Origin of the sequence: Variovorax sp. SG517 (genome assembly GCF_013376045.1) — a bacterium.
In the GTDB taxonomy this organism is placed as follows: domain Bacteria; phylum Pseudomonadota; class Gammaproteobacteria; order Burkholderiales; family Burkholderiaceae_C; genus Variovorax.
Genome location: NZ_JABMJG010000004.1, coordinates 1 through 19,679, shown reverse-complemented (window position 1 = coordinate 19,679; position 19,679 = coordinate 1). Strand labels below are relative to the sequence as shown.

Here is a 19,679-nt window from a genome sequence, read left to right as displayed (position 1 = left end):
TTCGTTCGCTGCCTCTTTGGGAGCGCCCGGCATGCGGCACGGCGCGGCCACCCCCACTATGCCGGCCGCTTCGCGGCTCCCCTGCGGTGCTCGCGTTTCGCGGGGTCTCGCAGAACTCGCTTCGCTCAAACAGCTGCGAGCCCTTGTCCGCGAAACGCTGCGCTCCTCGGCGGCACAGAGGGGGCGGCCGCGCCGCGCCGCACGCCGGGCTTGGCTGAGTGGTGGAGGGCGGATATGAGCGACATCGTTCTCCAGCTCATGAACGTCGAAAGCGCCTACGGCCCGATCAAGGCCATCAGGGGCGTGAGCCTCAGGGTTCGCAAGGGCGAGATCGTGACGGTGCTCGGCTCGAATGGCGCGGGCAAGACGACGATCCTCAAGACCATCTCCGGGATCATCGATCCGCGCAAGGGCAGCATCGAGTTCCAGGGTGCGGACATCACCGCCAAGGACCCGGCCTACATCGTCCAGCAGGGGCTGAGCCACGTGCCCGAGGGGCGCGAGGTGTTCCCGCTGCTGTCGGTGAAGGACAACCTCCTGATGGGCGCCTACACCCGCAAGGACCGCGACGGCGTGGCGCGCGACATCGAGACGGTCTTCGGCTACTTCCCGATCCTGCGCGAGCGCGCGGCGCAGGACGCGGGCCTGCTGTCGGGCGGGCAGCAGCAGATGCTGGCGATCTCGCGCGCGATCATGGCGGCGCCGCATCTGATTCTTCTGGACGAGCCCAGCCTCGGCCTGAGCCCGAAGCTGACGAAGGAGATCTTCGAGATCGTGGTGCGCATCAACCGCGAGCGCGGCACCACGATTTTGCTGGTGGAGCAGAACGCCAACATGGCGCTCAACGCGGCCGACCACGGCTACGTGCTGGAGAACGGCCGCATCGTGATGGAAGACTCCTGCGACCGCTTGAGGGAGAAGGAGGACATCAAGGAGTTCTATCTCGGCATGAAGGACGACGGCGTGCGCGGCGAGCGGCGCTGGAAAAAGAAGAAGACCTGGAGATAGCGGCCATGCAGCAAGGACTCTGGGACCTGAACACCTTCGCGCCCAAGCTCGACGTGGTCGTGCCCGGCGACACCATTCCCGCGATGTTCTGGAACGCGGTGAAGCAGCGCGGCGACAACATCTGGATGCGGCAGAAGAAGCTGGGCATCTGGCGCAGCTGGAGCTGGCACCAGACCGCCGACGCGGTGCGCGAGATCGCGGCGGGGCTGCAGGCCATCGGCTTCGCGCCGGGAGAGTGCGCGTCGATCCTGTCGAACACCGTCATCGAATGGGTGCTGGCCGACCTGGCGGTGCTCAGCTGCGGCGGCGTGTCCAACGGCATCTATCCGACCGATGCGGCCTCGCAGGTGCACTACCTCTGCGAGGACTCGCGCACCACCGTGCTCTTCGTGGAAGACGACGAGCAGCTCGACAAGGCGCTCGAAGTACGCGGCGGGCTGCCGGGGCTGCGCCGCGTGATCGTGTTCGACATGGAGGGGCTGCGCGAGCTCGACGACGCCGGCGTGATGAGCCTCGACGCGCTGCGCGCCCTCGGCCGCGAGCGCCTTGCCGCCGACCCGCAGGCGGTGGAGCGCACGGTCGCGGCATGCCGCCCGGAAGACCTGGCCATCCTCGTCTACACCTCGGGCACCACCGGCAAGCCCAAGGGCGCGATGCACAGCCACGCGGGGCTCGTGTACACCGCGCGCGGCTACAACACGCTGGTGGCGCAGGACGACAAGGACGAGCGCATGTGCTTCCTGCCGCTGTGCCACATCGCCGAGCGAATGGGCGGCGAGTATTTCGCGATGTACACCGGCTCGATCCTGAACTTCGTCGAGAACCCGGAGACGGTGCCCGAGAACGTGCGCGAGATCGCGCCCACCGTGTTCACTGCGGTGCCGCGCGTGTGGGAGAAGTTCTATTCGGGCGTGATGATCGCGCTGAAGGAAGCGAGTCCGCTGCAGCAGGCGGCCTACAGGTGGAGCATCGGCGTGGGCGAACGGATCGCCGAGCGCGTGCTGGCGGGCCAGCCGGTGGGCACCGGGCTGAAGCTCAAGTTCAGGCTGGCGCGCGCGCTCGCGCTGGACAACGCGCGCAAGCTCATCGGCATCCACCGCTCGCGCTTCCTGGTGACGGGCGCGGCGCCCATCTCGCCGGAGCTGGTGAAGTGGTACCTGGCGCTGGGCGTGCCGATGCTGGAGGTGTGGGGCATGACGGAGTCGTGCGGCGCCTCCACCGCGGTGCCAGCCGCGCGGATCAAGCCGGGCTCGATCGGGCCGGCCACCAGTTACAACGAGGTGCGCGTGGATGCCGCCACCGGCGAGATCCTGGTGCGCGGCCCCAACGTCTTCATGGGTTACCTCAACCTGCCGGAGAAGACGGCCGAGACCATCGACGCCGATGGCTGGCTGCACACCGGCGACGTGGGCGTGATGGACGAGGACGGGTATTTCCGCATCACCGACCGCATGAAAGACATCATCATCACGGCGGGCGGGAAGAACGTGACGCCCAGCGAGCTGGAGAACGAGCTCAAGTTCAGCCTCTACATCACCGATGCGGTGGTCATCGGCGACAGGAGGCCCTACCTCACGGTGATCGTCATGATCGACCAGGAGAACGTCGAGAAATTCGCGCAGGACAACGACGTGCCGTTCAGCAACTACGAGAGCCTGACGCGCGCCAGGGAAGTGCAGGAGCTGATCCAGGGCGAGATCGATCGCGTCAACGCCAAGTTCGCCCGCGTTGAGCAGATCAAGAAGTTCTTCCTGCTGGAGACGCAGCTCAGCGCCGAGGACGAGGAGCTCACGCCGACGATGAAGCTCAAGCGCAAGCTGGTTCAGACCAAGTACGCCGAGCGCATAGAAGCCATGTACCGGTGATTCGTTTTTTTCGTCAACCCGAGGAGACAACCGCATGAAGCTCAAGACACTGACGACGCTGGCCGTGCTGGGACTGACCGCGACGCTCGCGTCCGCGCAGCAGCAGGGCGTGAGCAAGGACGAGATCCGCATCGGCACCATCCAGGATTTGTCGGGTCCGCTCGCGGGCTTCGGCAAGCAGGCGCGCAACGGCATGCAGTTGCGCGTGGACGAGCTCAACGAGCAGGGCAACGTCAACGGCCGCAAGCTCAAGCTCTTCGTGGAGGACTCGGGCTACGACCCGAAGAAGGCGGTGCTGGCGGCGCAGAAGCTGGTGAACCAGGAGAAGATCTTCATCATGGCCGGCCACATCGGCACGGCGCAGAACATGGCGGCGATGCCGGTGCAGTTCGACAAGAACGTCATCAACTACATGCCCATCACCGCGGCGCGCGAGATGTACGAGCCGCTCAACCGCCTGAAGTATTCGTTCGCGGCCACCTACTACGACCAGATCCGGCTGGCGCTGCCGAAGATGATCAAGGACAAGGGCGCCAAGAAGGTCTGCACCATCTACCAGGACGACGAGTTCGGCCTGGAGGTGCAGCGCGGCGCCGAGGCGGGCCTGAAGGCCGCGGGCATGGAGCTGGCCGAGAAGACCTCGTTCAAGCGCGGCGCCACCGACTTCAGCTCGCAGGTCGCGAAGATGAAGGCCGCCAACTGCGACCTCGTGGTGCTCGGCACCATCATCCGCGAGACCATCGGCACCGTGGGCGAGGCGCGCAAGACCGGCTTCAACCCGACCTTCCTGGGCTCCAGCGCGGCCTACACCGACCTGATCCACAAGCTCGGCGGCAAGGCGATGGACGGCGTCTACGCCACCATGACGGTGCAGAACCCCTACACCGACGAGCAGTCGCAGCCGCTGCGTTTCTGGGCCAACAAGTACAAGACCAAGTTCAACGAGGACCCGACCGTGTTCTCGGTGTACGGCTACGTGATCATCGACTCGTTCATCAAGGCCGCCACCAAGGCCGGCCCGAACCTCACGACCGACAGCTTCATCAAGGCCATGGACAGCATGACCTTCGAGCCCGACATGTTCGGCAGCCCGAAGAGCAGCTACACGGCCACCAAGCGCTTGGGCAATGACCAGTCGCGCCTGTCGCAGATCAAAGACGGGAAATGGGTGGTCGTGTCGGACTATGTGACACCGTAATCCGGCACTCCCCAATGCTTCGCGCACTTCGTGTCGCTGCGCACACCCCCTCGCCGGGGGCAACACCTGCGGCCCGGCAAAGCCGGTTCCGCGGTGTTCCGCGATGAAGGCGCGCAGGTCGGCCGAGGTTTATATTTGCGGCGAACTTCTACGCTGAAGAGCCCGCAATGCCCCAGTATTGGCTGATGAAATCCGAGCCCGACGAGGTCTCGATCGACGATGCGCTCGCCGCGCCCGATGCCACCGTGCCGTGGACCGGCGTGCGCAACTATCAGGCACGCAACTTCATGCGCGACGGCATGAAGGTCGGCGACGGCGTGCTGTTCTATCACTCGAGTTGCCCGGAGCCGGGCATCGCCGGCATCGCGCGGGTGGCCTCTGCCATTAAGCCCGATCCCACGCAGTTCGACGCGAAGTCGCCCTACTACGACGCGGCGTCGAAGAAGGACGATCCGCGCTGGCTGCTGGTCGACGTGCAGGCGCTGCGCAAGACGCGCCTGCTGGCGCTGCCTGAGCTGCGCGCGAAACCCGAGCTGGCCGACCTGGTCGTGCTGCGCAAGGGCAACCGGCTGTCGATCACGCCGGTGGAGCCCGCGCACTGGAAGATCATCGAGAAGATGCTGGCCTGACAGCCAGGGTCGTGCAGGCCTCTCAGCCGAGCTTGTTCAGGATGGGGAACAGCTTGCCGAGCCCATCGGCCATCACCTCGACAGCGAGCGCGGCGAGGATCAGGCCCATCAGCCGCGTCATGATGTTGATGCCGGTCTTGCCCAGCACGCGCGCGATAGGCTGCGCGAGCGAGAAGGCCAGGGCTGTGGCCAGCGCCACCACCACGCCGTAGCCGACCAGGATCGCCAGTTCCCATAGGTGCTGCGCCTTGTCGGCGTAGATCACCACGGTGGAGATGGTGGCCGGCCCGGTGAGCAGCGGAATGGTGAGCGGCACCACCGCGATCGACGCGCCCATCGACGCCTTCACCTCGGTGGCGCGCAGTTCCTCCACGTTGGTCTTGCTCTCGGCCGGCTTGGCGTTGAGCATCGACAGCGAACTCATGAGCAGCAGCAGCCCGCCACCGACCTGGAAGCTCGCGATGGAAATGCCGAAGAAGGACAGCAGCTGCAGCCCCAGCAGCGCGCTCACGGCGATGACGACGAAGGCGCTGAAGGCCGACATGCGCACCGTGTGGCGGCGCTGCGCGTCGCTGTAGCCCTGCGTGTAGTGGATGAAGAAGGGCACGATGGCCAGCGGATTGACGATGGCCACCAGCGTGACCAGCGGCTTGATCAGGTCCATGGAGGTGCTCATGCTCAGCGGCCTCCGGTGACGTCGAGCAATGCCGTGGTGGTGTAGCTCGCCTCGGGCGACAGCAGCCACAGGATGGCGCCGGCGATTTCCTCGGCGGTGCCGGTGCGCTTCATGGGCACGGTGGGCGCGAGCTCGAAGGCGCGGTCGGGCAGGCCGCCGGAGGCGTGGATCTCGGTGTCGATCAGCCCGGGGCGTACCGCGTTCACGCGGATGCCTTCCTCGGCCACTTCCTTGGCCAGGCCGATGGTGAAAGTGTCGATGGCGCCCTTGCTGGCCGCGTAGTCCACGTACTGGCCCGGCGAGCCCAGCCGTGCGGCGCCGCTGGAGATGTTGACGATGGCGCCGCCCGAGCCGCCGTAGCGCGTGCTCATGCGCCGCACCGCCTCGCGCGCGCAGATGAAGCTGCCGATCACGTTGATGCGGAACATGCGCTCCAGCCGCGCGAAGCTCATCTCGTCGACGCGCGCCGTGACGTCGACCACGCCGGCGTTGTTGACCAGTGCGGTGAGGCGGCCGAACCTGGCGTCGACCTTCTGGAACATGGCAATGACCTGCGCCTCGTCGCCTACATCGGCCTGCACGGCCATGGCGTTGCCGCCGCCGTCGCGAATGGTGCGCACCACTTCGTCGGCGGCCAGCGAGTTGGTGGCGTAGTTGACGGCCACCGCGTAGCCGCGGCTGGCCGCGAGCAGGGCGGTGGCGGCGCCGATGCCGCGGCCGCCGCCCGTGATCAATAGCACCTGGTCCAAAACCTACCTCCTGCAGAGAAACTGCGTGTCAGTTAAAACGGCCGGCTTGGATTACATCACCGGGGGCATGCGCATGAGCACCAAGACGATCGACTATTACTTTGCGCCACAGAGCCCGTGGACCTATCTGGGGCATTCCCGCTTCGAGGCGATTGCCGCGGCCGCAGGCGCCACGGTGCGGGTGCGGCCCATCGACATGGGCAGCGTCTTCCCGGTGTCGGGCGGGCTCCCGCTGGGCAAGCGCGCGCCGCAGCGCCAGGCCTACCGGCTGGTCGACCTGGCGCGCTTCTCGAAACACCTGGGGCTGCCGCTGAACGTCAAGCCGAAGTTCTTCCCGGTGGCCAGCGACGACGCGGCGCGCGTCATCATCGCGGTCGACATGCACGACGGCACCGAGGCCGCGATGCGCATGTGCGCCGCGGTGTTCCAGGCCGTGTGGGTGCAGGAGCGCAACATCGGCGATCCGAAGGTGCTCGACTCGCTGGTCGTCGAATGCGGGCTGTCGCCCAAGCGCGGCGAGCAGTCGCAAAGCCAGGCGGTGCAGGAGCGCTACGAGGCCTACACGCAGGAGGCCATCGACATCCAGGTGTTCGGCGCGCCGAGCTATGTCATCGACGGCGAAATTTTCTGGGGGCAGGACCGCCTCGACTTCGTCGAGCGGGCGCTGCGCCCGTAAACCCGGCATTTATTCATCTATCTGCCATCCAGGAGCAAGACACATGGGTCAATTCATCGATCTCAAGGCCAAGGACGGCCTCACATTCCCCGCCTACGTGGCCGAGCCCACGGGCAAGCCGCGCGGCGCCGTGGTGGTGGTGCAGGAAATCTTCGGCGTGAACTCTCACATCCGCTCGGTGGCCGACGGCTACGCGGCCGAAGGCTACCTGGCGGTGGCGCCTTCCACCTTCCAGCGCGTCAAGCCGGGCGTGGAGCTGGGCTACTCGGAAGACGACATGAAGAACGGCTTCGGCCTGAAGACGGCGGTCGAGGCGCTGCCGCCGCCCGGCGTGCTGCAGGACATCGAGGCTGCCATTGCCTACGCCTCGAAGGCCGGCAAGGTCGGTATCGTCGGCTATTGCTGGGGTGGCCTGCTGACCTGGCGCGCCGCGGCGCTGCTGCCCGGCCTGGCCGCGGCGGCGCCCTATTACGGCGGCGGCATGACCACCCCGGAGGAAACGGCACGCCAGCCCAAGGTGCCGGTGCTCGCGCACTTCGGCAACCAGGACCACTGGATTCCGCTGGACTCCGTCGAGGCCTTCAAGAAGGCGCATCCGGAGGTGGAAGTGCACGTGTATCCGGTCGGCCACGGCTTCAACTGCGACCAGCGCGGCTCCTACGATGCCGACGCCGCCAAGCTGGCGCGCGAGCGCACGCTGGCGTTCTTCGCCAAGCACGTCGGCTGACCCGCTCCGGCGAACGAAGGAAAAGCCCGGCATGCCGGGCTTTTTTCATGGTGCCGGTTTCCGCTTGGAGCCGTGCCCGTCGCCCACGCGGGTCTGCAGGAAATCGAGCAGTGCCCGCAGCGCGGCGCTGTTGTGGCGCCGCTGGAGGTACGCGGCCGAGAGCCACATGTCCTTGCGCGTGTAGTCCTGCAGCACCGGCACCAGCTCGCCATGCTCGATGTGCGACTGCACGAGGATCGACGGCAGGTAGATCACGCCGAATCCGCGCATCGCGACGCGGATCAGCGGCGCGCCCTCGGTGCAGTCCATGCGGCTCCTGACGTTCACGTCCAGAGGCTGGCCGCCGTCGTCGAAGCGCCATACCGGCTGCGCGCCGAGCAGGGAATGGGTGAGGGCGTCGTGCCTGGCCAGGTCGCGCGGGTGCTCAGGCTTGCCGTGCTTCTTCCAGTAGATGGGCGAGGCGCAGACCACCATTTCCATGCGCCGGAGCTTGCGCACGATGAGGTTGGCGTCTTCCACCGGGCCGCTACGGATGTCGACGTCGATGCCTTCTTCCGCGAGGTCGACGGTGCGGTTCGTCAGCTGCAGGCTGATGCTCACGTCCGGGTAGTAGCGCATGAAGTCGGCCAGCAGGTTGGGGAACTCGCCGTTGCCCATGCCGTGCGGCGCCGAGATCCGCAGCCGTCCGCCGGGCTGGCTGGCGCGCTCCTGCAGCTCCGCCTGGGTGAGCTCGACCATCTCCAGCACCGGTGTGCTGCGCTCCAGCAGCAGCTGGCCCGCGTCGGTAAGGCTCACGGAGCGCGTGGAACGGTTCAGAAGGCGCACCCCGAAGCGGGTTTCCAGCTCGGCCACATACTTGCTGACGGTGGCCTTCGACATGTCCAGCCTCTTGGCTGCCTGGGAGAAACTGCCGTGCGAGGCGACTTCCCGGAAGGTTCTGATCAGATCGAGGCTGTCCATGTGGATGGGTCCATTGTTTCCGTTTTGGGAACGCGATGGTTCGATTCTCCCGGGTTTTTCCTAGCCGGCTTGGGCGACACTTCGGTTACACGCCAGCGTCGCCGGGCCGGCTGGGCCGCTGGAAGGAACTGAAATGAAGACCTCGAACCTCATTGCCGCCGCCGTCCTGTCGCTGCTTGCCGCTTCCGGCGTGCAGGCGCAGGGCTTCGAACCGGTGCAGCCGCTCAAGGCCGTCACCAGCCGCAGCGACGTGGTGTCCGGTGCGGACGCGGCGGCGCGCGGAGGCAATGTCTACGGCGACGTCGTTGCGACGCCCCTGGTTTCGCGGCCGAGTTCGCGCGACAGGGCTTCGGTCCGCGCCGAGGCGGTGGCCGCGGCCCATGCGCCCAACCAGAACCTGGACCGCCGCGCCTTCGTCAACAGCGAAGTGCCGCCGCAGCTCCAGGCAGCACCCCGGCCATAGGCCGGAAGCCTTCTTCTCTTGAAAGCCGGGCCGGTGTGAACCGGGCCCGGCTTTTTTGCTTTGCATGCCTCGATGTCGGCATTGTTTCAATAGAGGAAACACGGTGTCTCTGAACCGAGTGTTCCGGCAATGCCGTTCCCCCGGAAACTCGCCGCACAGGCTCGCGAACCAGCAGGCCTGGTGGACGAACCATCCAACGAACACCCTAGGAGAACTGAACATGAAGACCTCGCAAATCCTCGCCGCCGCCGCCCTGACCCTGCTGGCCGTTACCGGCGCCCAGGCTGAAACCTACCAAGGCGTGAACACCGCCGTGTCGACCAAGAGCCGCGACGAAGTCAACGCCGAAGCCGTTCGCACCGCGTCGGCTCCGAACCAGAACGTGACCCGCGGTTCGCGCGGCCCGGAAACGGTCGCCGTGTCGAAGGACCGTTCGATCGTCGAAGCTGAAGCCGTTCGTACCGCCTACGCTCCCGACCAGAACGTGACCGGCGGCTCGCGCGTCAACAGCAAGGTCATCTCGACCATGCCCCACCCGATGGACGCTCGCGTTCAGGCCCAGCAAGGCTCGGGCGCCGTCGCCAAGTAATCGAAGCAATTGAAGCGGTCCTCCGGGACTGCCGAAATGCAGAAGGGCCACGCGAAAGCGTGGCCCTTTTTCTTTGGCCGCGGAGGTTGCGGCAGCGGTCAGCGCGTGCGGGCGAGGTAGCGCTTGCGCCAGAAGATCACGACCAGCAGCACGGCGATGACCAGCATCGACGTCATCGCGATCCAGAAGCCGTCGGCCTTGTGCACCAGCGGGATGAACTCGAAGTTCATGCCGAAGATGCCGGCGATGAGGTTCAGCGGCAGGAACACGGCGGTGAGCACCGTCAGCACCCGCATGATGTCGTTGGCGCGGTGGCCCTGGACGCTGAAGTGCATCTGCACGGCGGTCTCGGCGTTCTGCTCCAGCCGGTGCACGTGGTGCACCACGCGCTCGATGTGCTCGAGCACGTCGCGGCTGCGGATCATGATGAGCTCCCGCTCGCGCTGTTCGAGCTCGCCCTTGGGCACGGGGAGCGTCTCCAGCGAGTCGATCCAGTCCTGCATGGCGGCGCGCTGGTCCTCGCAGATCTCGTCCAGGTGATGCAGCGACTGGCGCGCTTCCATGAGCGCGCCCCAGTTGGTGAAGCGGCTGCGCGGGTCGATCAGCTCGGTCTGCCAGTGGTCGAGCTGCTTGGTGAGCTCGCGCCGCAGGTCGAGGTAGCCGTCGACGATCTGGTTGATGACGCGCAGCATCAGGTCCGAAGGGCTGGTCGGCAGGCGGGCCGAAGTGGCGCGCACGTCGAGCGCCGGGGTGGCGCCGTCGGCCGAGACCGCGGCCAGCAGCCGGGCGGCGAAGGCGTCGCGCACTGCGCCGTCTTCCGGATGCACCGACAGCAGCACCCGGTCGAACACCGCGAAGCCGACCGGCCGGGTGTCGACACGGCGCAGCACGGGTGGGCCGCTGCGGGGCTGGCGGGGAGGCGCGACCGGTGCCGGCGGGGCCTCGTTGGTGCTGCCCTTGCCGTTGCCCAGCGCCGCCTGGCCCTGTCCGTTGGCCAGCCGCCGGAACACCAGCACGTCGTACAGCGAGGTGTAGTCGTAATGCGAGGGCAGCTGGTCGTTGAGCAGGTCGGCCACGTGCAGGTCGACCAGCTGCGTCTTGCACAGCGTCTGCAGGATCTGCTGCACTTCGGCCAGCGAGGCGCGGAATTCATCCCGCGTGAGCGAGATCCAGAGGTAGCCGCTGGCGCCGCAGGCGCCCGGCACGGCCAGCGGCGCCAGCGCGGCGTGCTCGCTGACCTGCGAACGGTTGATTTCGAAGATGCGCATGCCCGGTTGCCGGCGCGCCGTTACTTCTGCAGCAGGCGCGCGGCGTCGAGCGCGAAATAGGTCAGCACGCCATCGGCGCCCGCGCGCTTGAAGGCCAGCAGGCTCTCGAGCACCACGGCGTCGTGGTCGAGGCAGCCGTTCTGGGCGGCGGCCTTGAGCATGGCGTATTCGCCGCTGACCTGGTAGGCGAAGGTGGGCACGTGGAACTGGTCCTTCACGCGGCGAACGATGTCTAGATAGGGCATGCCGGGCTTCACCATCACCATGTCGGCGCCTTCGGCGATGTCGATGGCGACTTCGCGCAGGGCCTCGTCGCTGTTGCCCGGGTCCATCTGGTAGACCTTCTTGTTGCTCTTGCCGAGCGTGGCGGCCGAGCCCACGGCGTCGCGGAAGGGGCCATAGAAGGCGCTCGCGTACTTGGCGCTGTAGGCCATGATGCGCGTGTGGATGTCGCCGCGAGCCTCGAGCGCGTTGCGCACGGCACCGATGCGTCCGTCCATCATGTCGCTGGGCGCCACGATGTCCACGCCGGCCTGCGACTGGGCGAGCGCCTGCTTCACCAGCACTTCGACGGTCGCGTCGTTGAGGATGTAGCCGCTGTCGTCGAGCAGGCCGTCCTGGCCATGGCTGGTGTAGGGGTCGAGGGCGACGTCGGTCATCACGCCCAGTTCCGGAAAGCGCGCCTTCAGCGCCGCTACCACGCGGGGAATCAGCCCGTCGGGGTTGAAGGCCTCGCGGCCGTCGGGCGTCTTGAGGCTGGCGTCGATCACCGGGAACAGCGCCATCACCGGAATGCCGGCAGCCACGCACTGCTCGGCCACGGGCAGGAGCAGGTCGAGGCTCAGGCGGTCCACACCGGGCATCGAGGGGACGGCATCGCGGCGCTTTTCGCCTTCCTGGACGAACACCGGGTAGATCAGATCGTTGACCGTCAGTGCGTGCTCACGCACCAGGTTGCGGGTGAAAGCGTCGCGGCGCAGGCGTCGCGGTCGCCCGGCGGGGAACATGGCCAGGGGGGAGGATGATGACGTCATATACCCAAAATTGTGCCCGAAGCGGTTGTTTACAGCCTCCTGGCACGGGCGTTCGGTTGTCCTACAACTACGGAAATTCGTAGAACCAAGGTTCTCAGTTTTTTGCTTCAAATGTCAAAGAAAGTGCCCCAGTCGCTTGAAACCTTGTTTCGTCTTTGTTAAATTCTGAAGCGGGCGGCTTGCCGCTCCCCGCTTTTCCTCCCTGAGCGGGTGCCTTGATGTGTGACAGCAAAAGGGCTTCCCAGCCCGACGTGAAGACGTCGGGCTTTTTTTTGCCTGTCGTACAAGCGACCCGATGGGAAACGGGGCCATGCCGGAGAGGGCGCGCCACTAAACTGCCGCCATGCTCTGGGTCAAATCTCTACACATCGTCTTCATTGCAAGCTGGTTCGCGGGGCTGTTCTACCTGCCCCGGATCTTCGTCAATCTGGCGATGGTTCCACCCGAGTCGGTGGCCGAGCGCGAGCGCCTGCTGCTGATGGCGCGCAAGCTCCTGCGGTTCACGACCTTCCTGGCGGTTCCCGCGATCGGCTTCGGCCTGTGGCTCTGGCTGGGCTACGGCATCGGGCGCGGCCCGGGCAACGGCTGGATGCATGCCAAGCTGGCGCTGGTGCTGGTGGTGATCGGCTATCACCATGGCTGCGCCGTGCTGCTGCGACGCTTCGCCGCCGGCGAGAACCGGCGCAACGACCGCTGGTTCCGCTGGTTCAACGAACTGCCGGTGCTGCTGCTGCTGGGCATCGTGATCCTGGTGGTCGTCAAGCCCTTCTAGGCGGAGTGCAAACGGTGGATAGGCCGCACAAGTCCGCCGCGCTTCCCCTGGCGCTGGCGTACGCGGCGCTGATCGTCTACGCCAGCCTTTATCCGTTCGCCGACTGGCGCGACCAGGGGATCGCGCCGTGGGCATATCTCTCGGCGCCCTGGCCCAAGTACTGGACGGGCTTCGACTTCGCGGTCAACGTGGCGGGCTACGTGCCCTTCGGTTTCCTGTGCGCCCTGGCGGTGCTGCGCACGGGGCGCGCCACCGGGGTCTGGCGTGCGGTGCTGCGCGCCACCGTGGCGGGAACGGCGCTCTCGTTCGCCATGGAGACGCTGCAGAGCTACCTGCCCGCACGCATCCCTTCCAACGTGGACCTGGGGCTCAACGCATTGGGGGCGGTCGTCGGCGCGGTGGTGGCTGCGGGACTCGAGCGGCTGGGCGCGGTCGCGCACTGGAGCCGCGCGCGCTCGCAGTGGTTCGCCGAGGACTCGCGCGGCGCGCTGGTTTTGCTGGCGCTGTGGCCGTTCGCTCTGCTTTTCCCGGCGGCGGTCACCTTCGGGCTCGGGCAGGTGTTCGAGCGGCTCGAGGCGGCGATCTCCGAGTGGCTGCTCGACACGCCCTTCATCGACTGGCTGCCGGTGCGCCAGTTCGAGCTCGAACCGCTGGTGCCGGCGGTGGAACTGCTGTGCGTGATGCTGGGCGCGCTGGTGCCGTGCCTGCTGGGATACCTCGTCGCGCGCTCGGTGGTCCAGCGGGCGGTGCTGTTGCCGCTGACCCTGCTGGCGGGCATCGCGGCATCGGCGCTGTCCGCGGCGCTGAGCTACGGGCCGGAGCATGCCTGGGCGTGGCTCGGGCTGCCGGTGCAGGTCGGCATGGCGGCGGCGCTCTTCGCCGGCGTGCTGCTGCTGTTCGCGCCGCGCCGCCTGTGCGCGGCGCTGCTGCTGATGGGGCTGGTGCTGCAGCTGAGCCTGCTGAACCAGGCGCCCGAGAGCGCGTATTTCGCGCAGACGCTGGCTACCTGGGAGCAGGGGCGTTTCATCCGCTTCCACGGGCTGGCGCAGTGGCTGGGCTGGGTATGGCCTTACGCGGTGATGCTCTACGTGGTGGCGGCCTTGTCGCGCCGCGGGCGGTCCGGGGCGGTTCCGACGAGCTGAGCGTGCGGATTGCTCGGCCGGAGCGAGGGTGAAGAGGGTGGTCACTAAAATCCGCCGATGCCCAGCTCCACCCCAGCCGCCCCGTCCGGCTACTACGGCCGCCACATCTTCTTCTGCCTGAACGAGCGCAAGAACGGCGAGGACTCCTGCGCCATGCACAACGCTCAGGAAGGCTTCGACCGCTGCAAGGCGAAGGTCAAGGAAGAGGGCCTATCGGGGCCCGGCAAGGTGCGCGTCAACAAGGCCGGCTGCCTCGACCGCTGCGCGGGCGGGCCGGTGGCCGTGGTGTACCCCGAGGCTGTCTGGTACACCTTCGTCGACAGCGAGGACATCGACGAGATCGTCGAGTCGCACCTGAAGAACGGCCAGGTGGTCGAACGCCTGTTGCTGCCCCCGAGCGTGGGGCGCTGAACTTTTCCGCCGACCCTCTGCTCGTACCTGCGCCAATGAATTCCCAGACAGAAAAGATCAACCTAAAGGGCGCCGCCGGCGCGATCGAGGTGCAGCGCGACCAGCCCGCCGGAACCCCGCGCGGCATCGCGGTCATCGCCCATCCGCATCCGCTCTTCGGCGGAACGATGGACAACAAGGTGGTGCAGACGCTGGCGCGCGCCTTCGTCGCCACCGGCTGGACCACGGTGCGCTTCAACTTCCGCGGCGTGGGCGCCAGCGAAGGCGTGCACGACGAGGGTCGCGGCGAACTGGAGGACATGCTGAACGTCGTCGGGCAGCTCGCGCCCGAGGGGCCGCTGGCGATCGCCGGCTTCTCCTTCGGCGCCTTCGTCGCGAGCGGTGCCGTCTCCAGGCTCTGGGGCGGGCGCGACATCCGGCAGATCGTGCTGGTAGGTACGGCGGCGGCACGCAACAGCGTCGCGGCGCTGCCGGTGGAGGCGCACGAGCGCGCGCTGGTGGTCCATGGCGAGGCCGACGACACGGTGGCCCTGTCCTCCGTGATGGACTGGGCGCGGCCGCAGTCACTTCCTGTCACAGTCATCCCCGGGGGCGGTCATTTCTTTCACGGACAATTGCCGCTGCTCAAGGGGCTGGTCGTCCGCCATCTGCGCGCGGACATCGCTTGAAAGCCGCTCAGGCTTGTTTTCGTCTCTTTTCGAACTCCCAATGAATCGTTTTCTAGGCGCGCTCCGCGCGCTGGTCTTTACTGCCGCAGCCTCCTTCAGCCTGATCGCCGCCGCCCAGATACCGGCGCCGCCCGAGATCGCCGCGCGCAGCTATCTGCTGCTGGACGTGACCGCCAACCAGATCCTGGCCCAGAAGGACATCGACAGCCCGGTGGAGCCGGCCTCGCTCACCAAGCTGATGTCCGCCTACCTGGTGTTCGACGCCCTGCGCGCCAAGAAGATCACGCTGACCCAGACCCTGCCGGTCAGCCCGCGCGCCTGGAAGATGCCCGGCTCGCGCATGTTCATCGATCCCAAGATGCAGGTGCCGGTGGAAGACCTGATCAAGGGCCTGATCGTGCAGTCGGGCAACGACGCCACGGTGGCGCTGGCCGAAGGCGTGGGCGGCACGGTCGAGCATTTCGTCGAGATGATGAATGCCCAGGCCAAGGTGCTGGGCATGAAGAACACCACCTACAAGAACCCCGAAGGCCTGACGGCGCCCGGCCACACCACCACGGCCCGCGACCTGAGCATCCTGGCGACCCGCCTGGTGCGCGACTTTCCCGAGGAAGCCAAGTACTACGCGATCAAGAAGTACCGCTACCCGGGCACCCCGTCGACCAACGACACCAACCGCAACCTGCTGCTGTTCCGCGACCCGACCGTCGACGGCCTGAAGACCGGCCACACCGATGCCGCCGGCTACTGCATGATCGCCACCGCCAAGCGCGACTTCCCGAACCTGGCGGGCGGGCGCCGGCTGCTGTCGATCGTCCTGGGCACCACGGGCGAGACCGTGCGGGCCAACGAATCGCAGAAGCTCCTGAACTGGGGCTACACGGCCTACGACGCCGTCCGCCTGTTCGACGGCGGCCAGCCGGCTGCCACCCCGGCCGTCTGGAAGGGCAAGGCCAACACCCTGAAGCTGGGGCGTCCCGAGCCCATCGTGGTGGCGGTCCCGACCGGCACGGCCAACAAGATCAAGACCCAGGTGTCGCGCCCCGACCCGCTGGTGGCGCCGTTCACCAAGTACCAGCCGGTCGGCTCGCTCAAGGTCACGCTGGACGACCAGCCCCTGGCCGACGTGCCGCTCGTCGCCCTGGAGCCGGTCGAGCAGGCCGGCGTTTTCGGCCGCGCCTGGGACGCCCTGCGGCTCTGGATCAAGTAGCCTGAAAGGCGCGGAAAGCCGCCGGCAGGCCTGCGAGGCTGCCCGACTTTGCCGTTTTCAGACTCGTTTGCTATACTCGTGGGCTTTTCGGAATTTTCCGAAGGGTTTCACGTTTTCGTCATTCCCGGCCTCCTTGAGTCACGACAAGGGCGGTTTCACAGCCAGGGCCGGGGCGTTTCTCGTTTTGGGGACTTTTTAATTCATGCCAACCATCAATCAACTGGTGCGTCAGGGTCGGACGGTCGAAAAGATCGCTTCGAAGAGCCCTGCCATGCAGAACTCGCCGCAACGTCGCGGTGTCTGCACCCGCGTCTACACCACGACGCCGAAGAAGCCGAACTCGGCGCTTCGTAAAGTTGCCAAGGTCCGCCTGACCAACGGCTTCGAAGTCATTTCCTACATCGGCGGCGAAGGCCACAACCTCCAGGAACACAGCGTCGTGCTGGTTCGCGGCGGTCGTGTCAAGGACTTGCCCGGTGTGCGCTACCACATCGTTCGCGGTTCGCTCGACCTGCAAGGCGTGAAAGACCGCAAGCAGTCGCGTTCCAAGTACGGCGCGAAGCGTCCCAAGAAGGCCTGATAGGTCTTCCTGTCGTCAAAAACAAACGGTGTTCGGTTACCTTGGCGGGTACATCGAACGAAGTGACCCAACGTCGGGTCGAGTAAGTGAGAGTTCCAGCTGGCTCTCGCGGTGCCGGAAACGGTGCCAACTGAAGCAAAGAGGTTAAGAAAATGCCACGTCGTCGCGAAGTCCCCAAACGTGAAATCCTGCCGGATCCCAAGTACGGCAATGTCGAGCTGTCCAAATTCATGAACGTGATCATGGAAGGCGGCAAGAAGGCTGTTGCCGAGCGCATCATCTACGGTGCCCTCGACTTCATCGAGAAGAAGAACCCGGACAAGGACCCCCTCGAGGCGTTCACCGTTGCCATCAACAACGTGAAGCCGATGGTCGAAGTGAAGTCGCGCCGCGTCGGCGGTGCGAACTACCAGGTGCCGGTCGAAGTCCGCCCCGTCCGCCGCCTCGCCCTGTCGATGCGCTGGATCAAGGAAGCCGCCCGCAAGCGCGGCGAGAAGTCGATGGCCCTGCGTCTGGCCAACGAACTGATGGAAGCCACCGAAGGCCGTGGCGGTGCGATGAAGAAGCGCGACGAAGTGCACCGCATGGCAGAAGCCAACCGCGCCTTCAGCCACTTCCGCTTCTAAAAACCAAACTTCGCTTGGGCGTTGGGTGTCGGGTTTCGGGCGTTGTGCCTGTGCCCGGGGCCCAGCGCTCAACGCATTTCAACCCGAAAGTAAATCATGTCCCGCAAGACCCCCATCGAGCGCTACCGCAACATCGGTATCTCCGCGCACATCGACGCCGGCAAGACCACGACGACCGAACGCATCCTGTTCTACACCGGTGTGAACCACAAGATCGGTGAAGTGCACGACGGTGCCGCCACGATGGACTGGATGGAGCAAGAGCAAGAGCGCGGCATCACGATCACGTCCGCTGCCACCACCTGCTTCTGGAAGGGCATGGCCCAGAACTTCCCCGAGCACCGCATCAACATCATCGACACCCCCGGCCACGTGGACTTCACCATCGAGGTGGAGCGCTCCATGCGCGTGCTGGACGGTGCCGTGATGGTCTATGACGCCGTCGGCGGCGTGCAGCCCCAGTCGGAAACCGTCTGGCGCCAGGCCAACAAGTACAAGGTGCCCCGCCTTGCGTTCGTCAACAAGATGGACCGCACCGGCGCCAATTTCCTGCGCGTTCGCCAGATGATGATCGACCGCCTGAAGGCCAACCCGGTCGTGATCCAGATCCCGATCGGCGCGGAAGACAAGTTCCAGGGCATCGTCGACCTCGTGAAGATGAAGGCCATCATCTGGGACGAGGACAAGGGCGTGACCTTCACCTACGGCGAGATCCCGGCCGACCTGGTCGATGTCTGCAACGAATACCACGAGAAGCTGGTCGAGGCCGCCGCCGAATCGAGCGAAGACCTCATGAACAAGTACCTCGAAGGCGAAAAGCTCTCCGAAGAGGAAATCAAGAAGGCCATCCGCCAGCGCACCATCGCTGGCGAAATCCAGCCGATGCTTTGCGGCTCGGCCTTCAAGAACAAGGGCGTGCAGGCCATGCTCGACGCCGTGATCGAATACATGCCCGCTCCGACGGACATTCCCCCGGTTGCCGGCACCGACGAAAGCGAAGAGCCGGTGGTGCGCAAGGCCGACGACGAGGAGAAGTTCTCCGCGCTCGCGTTCAAGCTGATGACCGATCCCTTCGTCGGCCAGCTGACCTTCGTGCGCGTGTACTCGGGCGTGCTCTCCAAGGGCGACAGCGTCTACAACCCGGTGCGCGGCAAGAAGGAACGCATCGGCCGTATCGTGCAGATGCACGCCAACAACCGCGAAGAAGTCAGCGAAATTCGCGCCGGCGACATCGCCGCTTGCGTGGGCCTGAAGGAAGTGACCACGGGCGAAACCCTGTGCGATCCGGATTCCGTCGTGACGCTGGAGCGCATGGTGTTCCCCGAGTCGGTGATCTCGCAGGCTGTCGAGCCCAAGACCAAGGCCGACCAGGAAAAGATGGGCATCGCCCTTCAGCGCCTCGCACAGGAAGACCCGTCGTTCCGCGTCAAGACCGACGAGGAATCGGGCCAGACCATCATTTCGGGCATGGGCGAGCTCCACCTCGAAATCATCGTGGACCGCATGAAGCGCGAATTCGGCGTGGAAGCCAACGTGGGCAAGCCGCAAGTGGCTTACCGCGAAACGATCCGCAAGACCGTCGAAGACGCCGAAGGCAAGTTCGTTCGCCAGTCGGGCGGCAAGGGCCAGTACGGCCACGTGGTGCTGAAGATCGAACCCCAGGAAGCCGGCAAGGGCTTCGAGTTCGTCGACGCCATCAAGGGCGGCGTGGTTCCTCGCGAATACATCCCCGCGGTCGAGAAGGGCATCGTGGAAGCCCTGGGCCAGGGCGTGCTGGCGGGCTACCCCGTCGTGGACGTCAAGGTCACGCTGCACTTCGGTTCGTACCACGACGTGGACTCGAACGAAATGGCGTTCAAGATGGCCGCGATCTTCGGCTTCAAGGAAGGTGCCCGCAAGGCCAACCCCGTGATCCTCGAGCCGATGATGGCCGTGGAAGTGGAAACGCCTGAAGACTACGCCGGCAACGTGATGGGCGACCTGTCGTCCCGCCGCGGCATGGTGCAGGGCATGGACGACATGGTCGGTGGCGGCAAAGCCATCAAGGCGGAAGTGCCGCTGTCGGAAATGTTCGGCTACTCGACCACGCTGCGCTCGATGTCGCAAGGCCGCGCCACGTACACGATGGAGTTCAAGCACTACGCCGAAGCTCCGCGCAACGTCGCCGAAGCCATCGTGGCCGCTCGCGCCAAGTAAGTTTTTCAAGAACCAAGGGCCGTGCACTGCGCGGCCCTTCCTGTCTGCGATCCGGTGCCGCCCTGTTCCCGTGCGGGGCGAACCAGCAACCGGATGCAGACATAAAACCAATACACGGGGCTGCTCTTTCAAGGATTGAAAAATGGCAAAAGGTAAATTCACCCGCACCAAGCCGCACGTGAACGTGGGCACGATCGGTCACGTCGACCACGGCAAGACCACGCTGACGGCT

Annotated in this window: 22 protein-coding genes; 17 read left to right on the top strand and 5 right to left on the bottom strand. The window is 66.0% G+C overall.

Going from position 1 to position 19,679, the window contains the following annotated elements:
* The first annotated feature begins 234 nt into the window (after positions 1 to 234).
* The 4 genes from FHT32_RS12755 to FHT32_RS12740 all read left to right on the top strand — a co-directional run bounded on the left by FHT32_RS12755 (position 235) and on the right by FHT32_RS12740 (position 4,700).
* Positions 235 to 1,008, top strand: a complete 774-nt coding sequence (locus FHT32_RS12755; RefSeq protein ID WP_176665009.1) for an ABC transporter ATP-binding protein — start codon at positions 235 to 237, stop codon at positions 1,006 to 1,008.
* Positions 1,009 to 1,013: 5 nt separating this feature from the next.
* Complete coding sequence (locus FHT32_RS12750; RefSeq protein WP_176665008.1) at positions 1,014 to 2,873, top strand: long-chain fatty acid--CoA ligase; 1,860 nt, start codon at positions 1,014 to 1,016, stop codon at positions 2,871 to 2,873.
* A 34-nt stretch (positions 2,874 to 2,907) separates the two neighbouring features.
* Complete coding sequence (locus FHT32_RS12745; RefSeq protein ID WP_176665007.1) at positions 2,908 to 4,071, top strand: ABC transporter substrate-binding protein; 1,164 nt, start codon at positions 2,908 to 2,910, stop codon at positions 4,069 to 4,071.
* Between the two features lie 167 nt (positions 4,072 to 4,238).
* Positions 4,239 to 4,700 (top strand): EVE domain-containing protein, encoded by a 462-nt coding sequence (locus FHT32_RS12740; protein ID WP_176665006.1) that lies wholly within the window; start codon positions 4,239 to 4,241, stop codon positions 4,698 to 4,700.
* A 22-nt stretch (positions 4,701 to 4,722) separates the two neighbouring features.
* Here FHT32_RS12740 and FHT32_RS12735 read toward each other — a convergent pair whose 3' ends face one another.
* Both FHT32_RS12735 and FHT32_RS12730 read right to left on the bottom strand, forming a co-directional pair.
* Positions 4,723 to 5,376, bottom strand: coding sequence for a MarC family protein (locus FHT32_RS12735; protein ID WP_019657800.1), 654 nt, complete (start codon positions 5,374 to 5,376; stop codon positions 4,723 to 4,725).
* A 2-nt stretch (positions 5,377 to 5,378) separates the two neighbouring features.
* The gene (locus FHT32_RS12730; RefSeq protein WP_176665005.1) at positions 5,379 to 6,125 is read right to left on the bottom strand and encodes an SDR family oxidoreductase; all 747 of its coding nucleotides are present in this window, start codon (positions 6,123 to 6,125) and stop codon (positions 5,379 to 5,381) included.
* 73 nt (positions 6,126 to 6,198) lie between these two features.
* Here FHT32_RS12730 and FHT32_RS12725 point away from each other — a divergent pair, with 73 nt between their 5' ends.
* Both FHT32_RS12725 and FHT32_RS12720 read left to right on the top strand, forming a co-directional pair.
* Positions 6,199 to 6,801: a 2-hydroxychromene-2-carboxylate isomerase gene (locus FHT32_RS12725; protein ID WP_176665004.1), complete on the top strand. Its 603-nt coding sequence runs from the start codon at positions 6,199 to 6,201 to the stop codon at positions 6,799 to 6,801.
* Positions 6,802 to 6,844: 43 nt separating this feature from the next.
* Positions 6,845 to 7,528, top strand: a complete 684-nt coding sequence (locus FHT32_RS12720; protein WP_176665003.1) for a dienelactone hydrolase family protein — start codon at positions 6,845 to 6,847, stop codon at positions 7,526 to 7,528.
* Positions 7,529 to 7,573: 45 nt separating this feature from the next.
* Here FHT32_RS12720 and FHT32_RS12715 read toward each other — a convergent pair whose 3' ends face one another.
* Positions 7,574 to 8,488, bottom strand: a complete 915-nt coding sequence (locus FHT32_RS12715) for a LysR family transcriptional regulator (RefSeq protein WP_176665002.1) — start codon at positions 8,486 to 8,488, stop codon at positions 7,574 to 7,576.
* A gap of 133 nt (positions 8,489 to 8,621) precedes the next feature.
* On the opposite strand from FHT32_RS12715, the gene FHT32_RS12710 reads away from it, so the two are divergent.
* Positions 8,622 to 8,951 (top strand): alpha/beta hydrolase, encoded by a 330-nt coding sequence (locus FHT32_RS12710; protein WP_176665001.1) that lies wholly within the window; start codon positions 8,622 to 8,624, stop codon positions 8,949 to 8,951.
* Between the two features lie 220 nt (positions 8,952 to 9,171).
* Positions 9,172 to 9,540 (top strand): DUF4148 domain-containing protein, encoded by a 369-nt coding sequence (locus FHT32_RS12705; protein ID WP_176665000.1) that lies wholly within the window; start codon positions 9,172 to 9,174, stop codon positions 9,538 to 9,540.
* Between the two features lie 98 nt (positions 9,541 to 9,638).
* Here FHT32_RS12705 and FHT32_RS12700 read toward each other — a convergent pair whose 3' ends face one another.
* Together FHT32_RS12700 and hemB are read right to left on the bottom strand one after the other, a co-directional pair.
* Positions 9,639 to 10,808 carry a magnesium transporter CorA family protein gene (locus FHT32_RS12700; protein WP_176664999.1) on the bottom strand — a complete coding sequence of 390 codons (1,170 nt, stop codon included), beginning with the start codon at positions 10,806 to 10,808 and terminating at the stop codon, positions 9,639 to 9,641.
* Positions 10,809 to 10,828: 20 nt separating this feature from the next.
* Positions 10,829 to 11,842: a porphobilinogen synthase gene (hemB, locus tag FHT32_RS12695; RefSeq protein ID WP_256098988.1), complete on the bottom strand. Its 1,014-nt coding sequence runs from the start codon at positions 11,840 to 11,842 to the stop codon at positions 10,829 to 10,831.
* Between the two features lie 343 nt (positions 11,843 to 12,185).
* Between hemB and FHT32_RS12690 the strand changes: the two genes are divergently transcribed.
* The 9 genes from FHT32_RS12690 to FHT32_RS12650 all read left to right on the top strand — a co-directional run.
* Positions 12,186 to 12,614: a CopD family protein gene (locus FHT32_RS12690; protein ID WP_176664998.1), complete on the top strand. Its 429-nt coding sequence runs from the start codon at positions 12,186 to 12,188 to the stop codon at positions 12,612 to 12,614.
* 14 nt (positions 12,615 to 12,628) lie between these two features.
* The gene (locus tag FHT32_RS12685; RefSeq protein WP_176664997.1) at positions 12,629 to 13,756 is read left to right on the top strand and encodes a VanZ family protein; all 1,128 of its coding nucleotides are present in this window, start codon (positions 12,629 to 12,631) and stop codon (positions 13,754 to 13,756) included.
* Between the two features lie 57 nt (positions 13,757 to 13,813).
* On the top strand, positions 13,814 to 14,167 hold the full coding sequence (locus FHT32_RS12680; RefSeq protein WP_176664996.1) for a ferredoxin: 354 nt from the start codon (positions 13,814 to 13,816) through the stop codon (positions 14,165 to 14,167).
* A 35-nt stretch (positions 14,168 to 14,202) separates the two neighbouring features.
* Positions 14,203 to 14,835, top strand: a complete 633-nt coding sequence (locus tag FHT32_RS12675) for an alpha/beta hydrolase (RefSeq protein ID WP_176664995.1) — start codon at positions 14,203 to 14,205, stop codon at positions 14,833 to 14,835.
* A gap of 40 nt (positions 14,836 to 14,875) precedes the next feature.
* The gene (locus tag FHT32_RS12670) at positions 14,876 to 16,045 is read left to right on the top strand and encodes a D-alanyl-D-alanine carboxypeptidase family protein (RefSeq protein WP_176664994.1); all 1,170 of its coding nucleotides are present in this window, start codon (positions 14,876 to 14,878) and stop codon (positions 16,043 to 16,045) included.
* A gap of 202 nt (positions 16,046 to 16,247) precedes the next feature.
* Positions 16,248 to 16,625 carry a 30S ribosomal protein S12 gene (gene rpsL / locus FHT32_RS12665; protein WP_019657814.1) on the top strand — a complete coding sequence of 126 codons (378 nt, stop codon included), beginning with the start codon at positions 16,248 to 16,250 and terminating at the stop codon, positions 16,623 to 16,625.
* 152 nt (positions 16,626 to 16,777) lie between these two features.
* Positions 16,778 to 17,251 (top strand): 30S ribosomal protein S7, encoded by a 474-nt coding sequence (rpsG, locus tag FHT32_RS12660; protein ID WP_007829591.1) that lies wholly within the window; start codon positions 16,778 to 16,780, stop codon positions 17,249 to 17,251.
* A gap of 96 nt (positions 17,252 to 17,347) precedes the next feature.
* The gene (fusA, locus tag FHT32_RS12655) at positions 17,348 to 19,447 is read left to right on the top strand and encodes an elongation factor G (RefSeq protein ID WP_176664993.1); all 2,100 of its coding nucleotides are present in this window, start codon (positions 17,348 to 17,350) and stop codon (positions 19,445 to 19,447) included.
* Positions 19,448 to 19,589: 142 nt separating this feature from the next.
* Positions 19,590 to 19,679 (top strand): GTP-binding protein (locus FHT32_RS12650; RefSeq protein ID WP_038111923.1); only part of this gene is annotated, 90 nt, incomplete at its 3' end.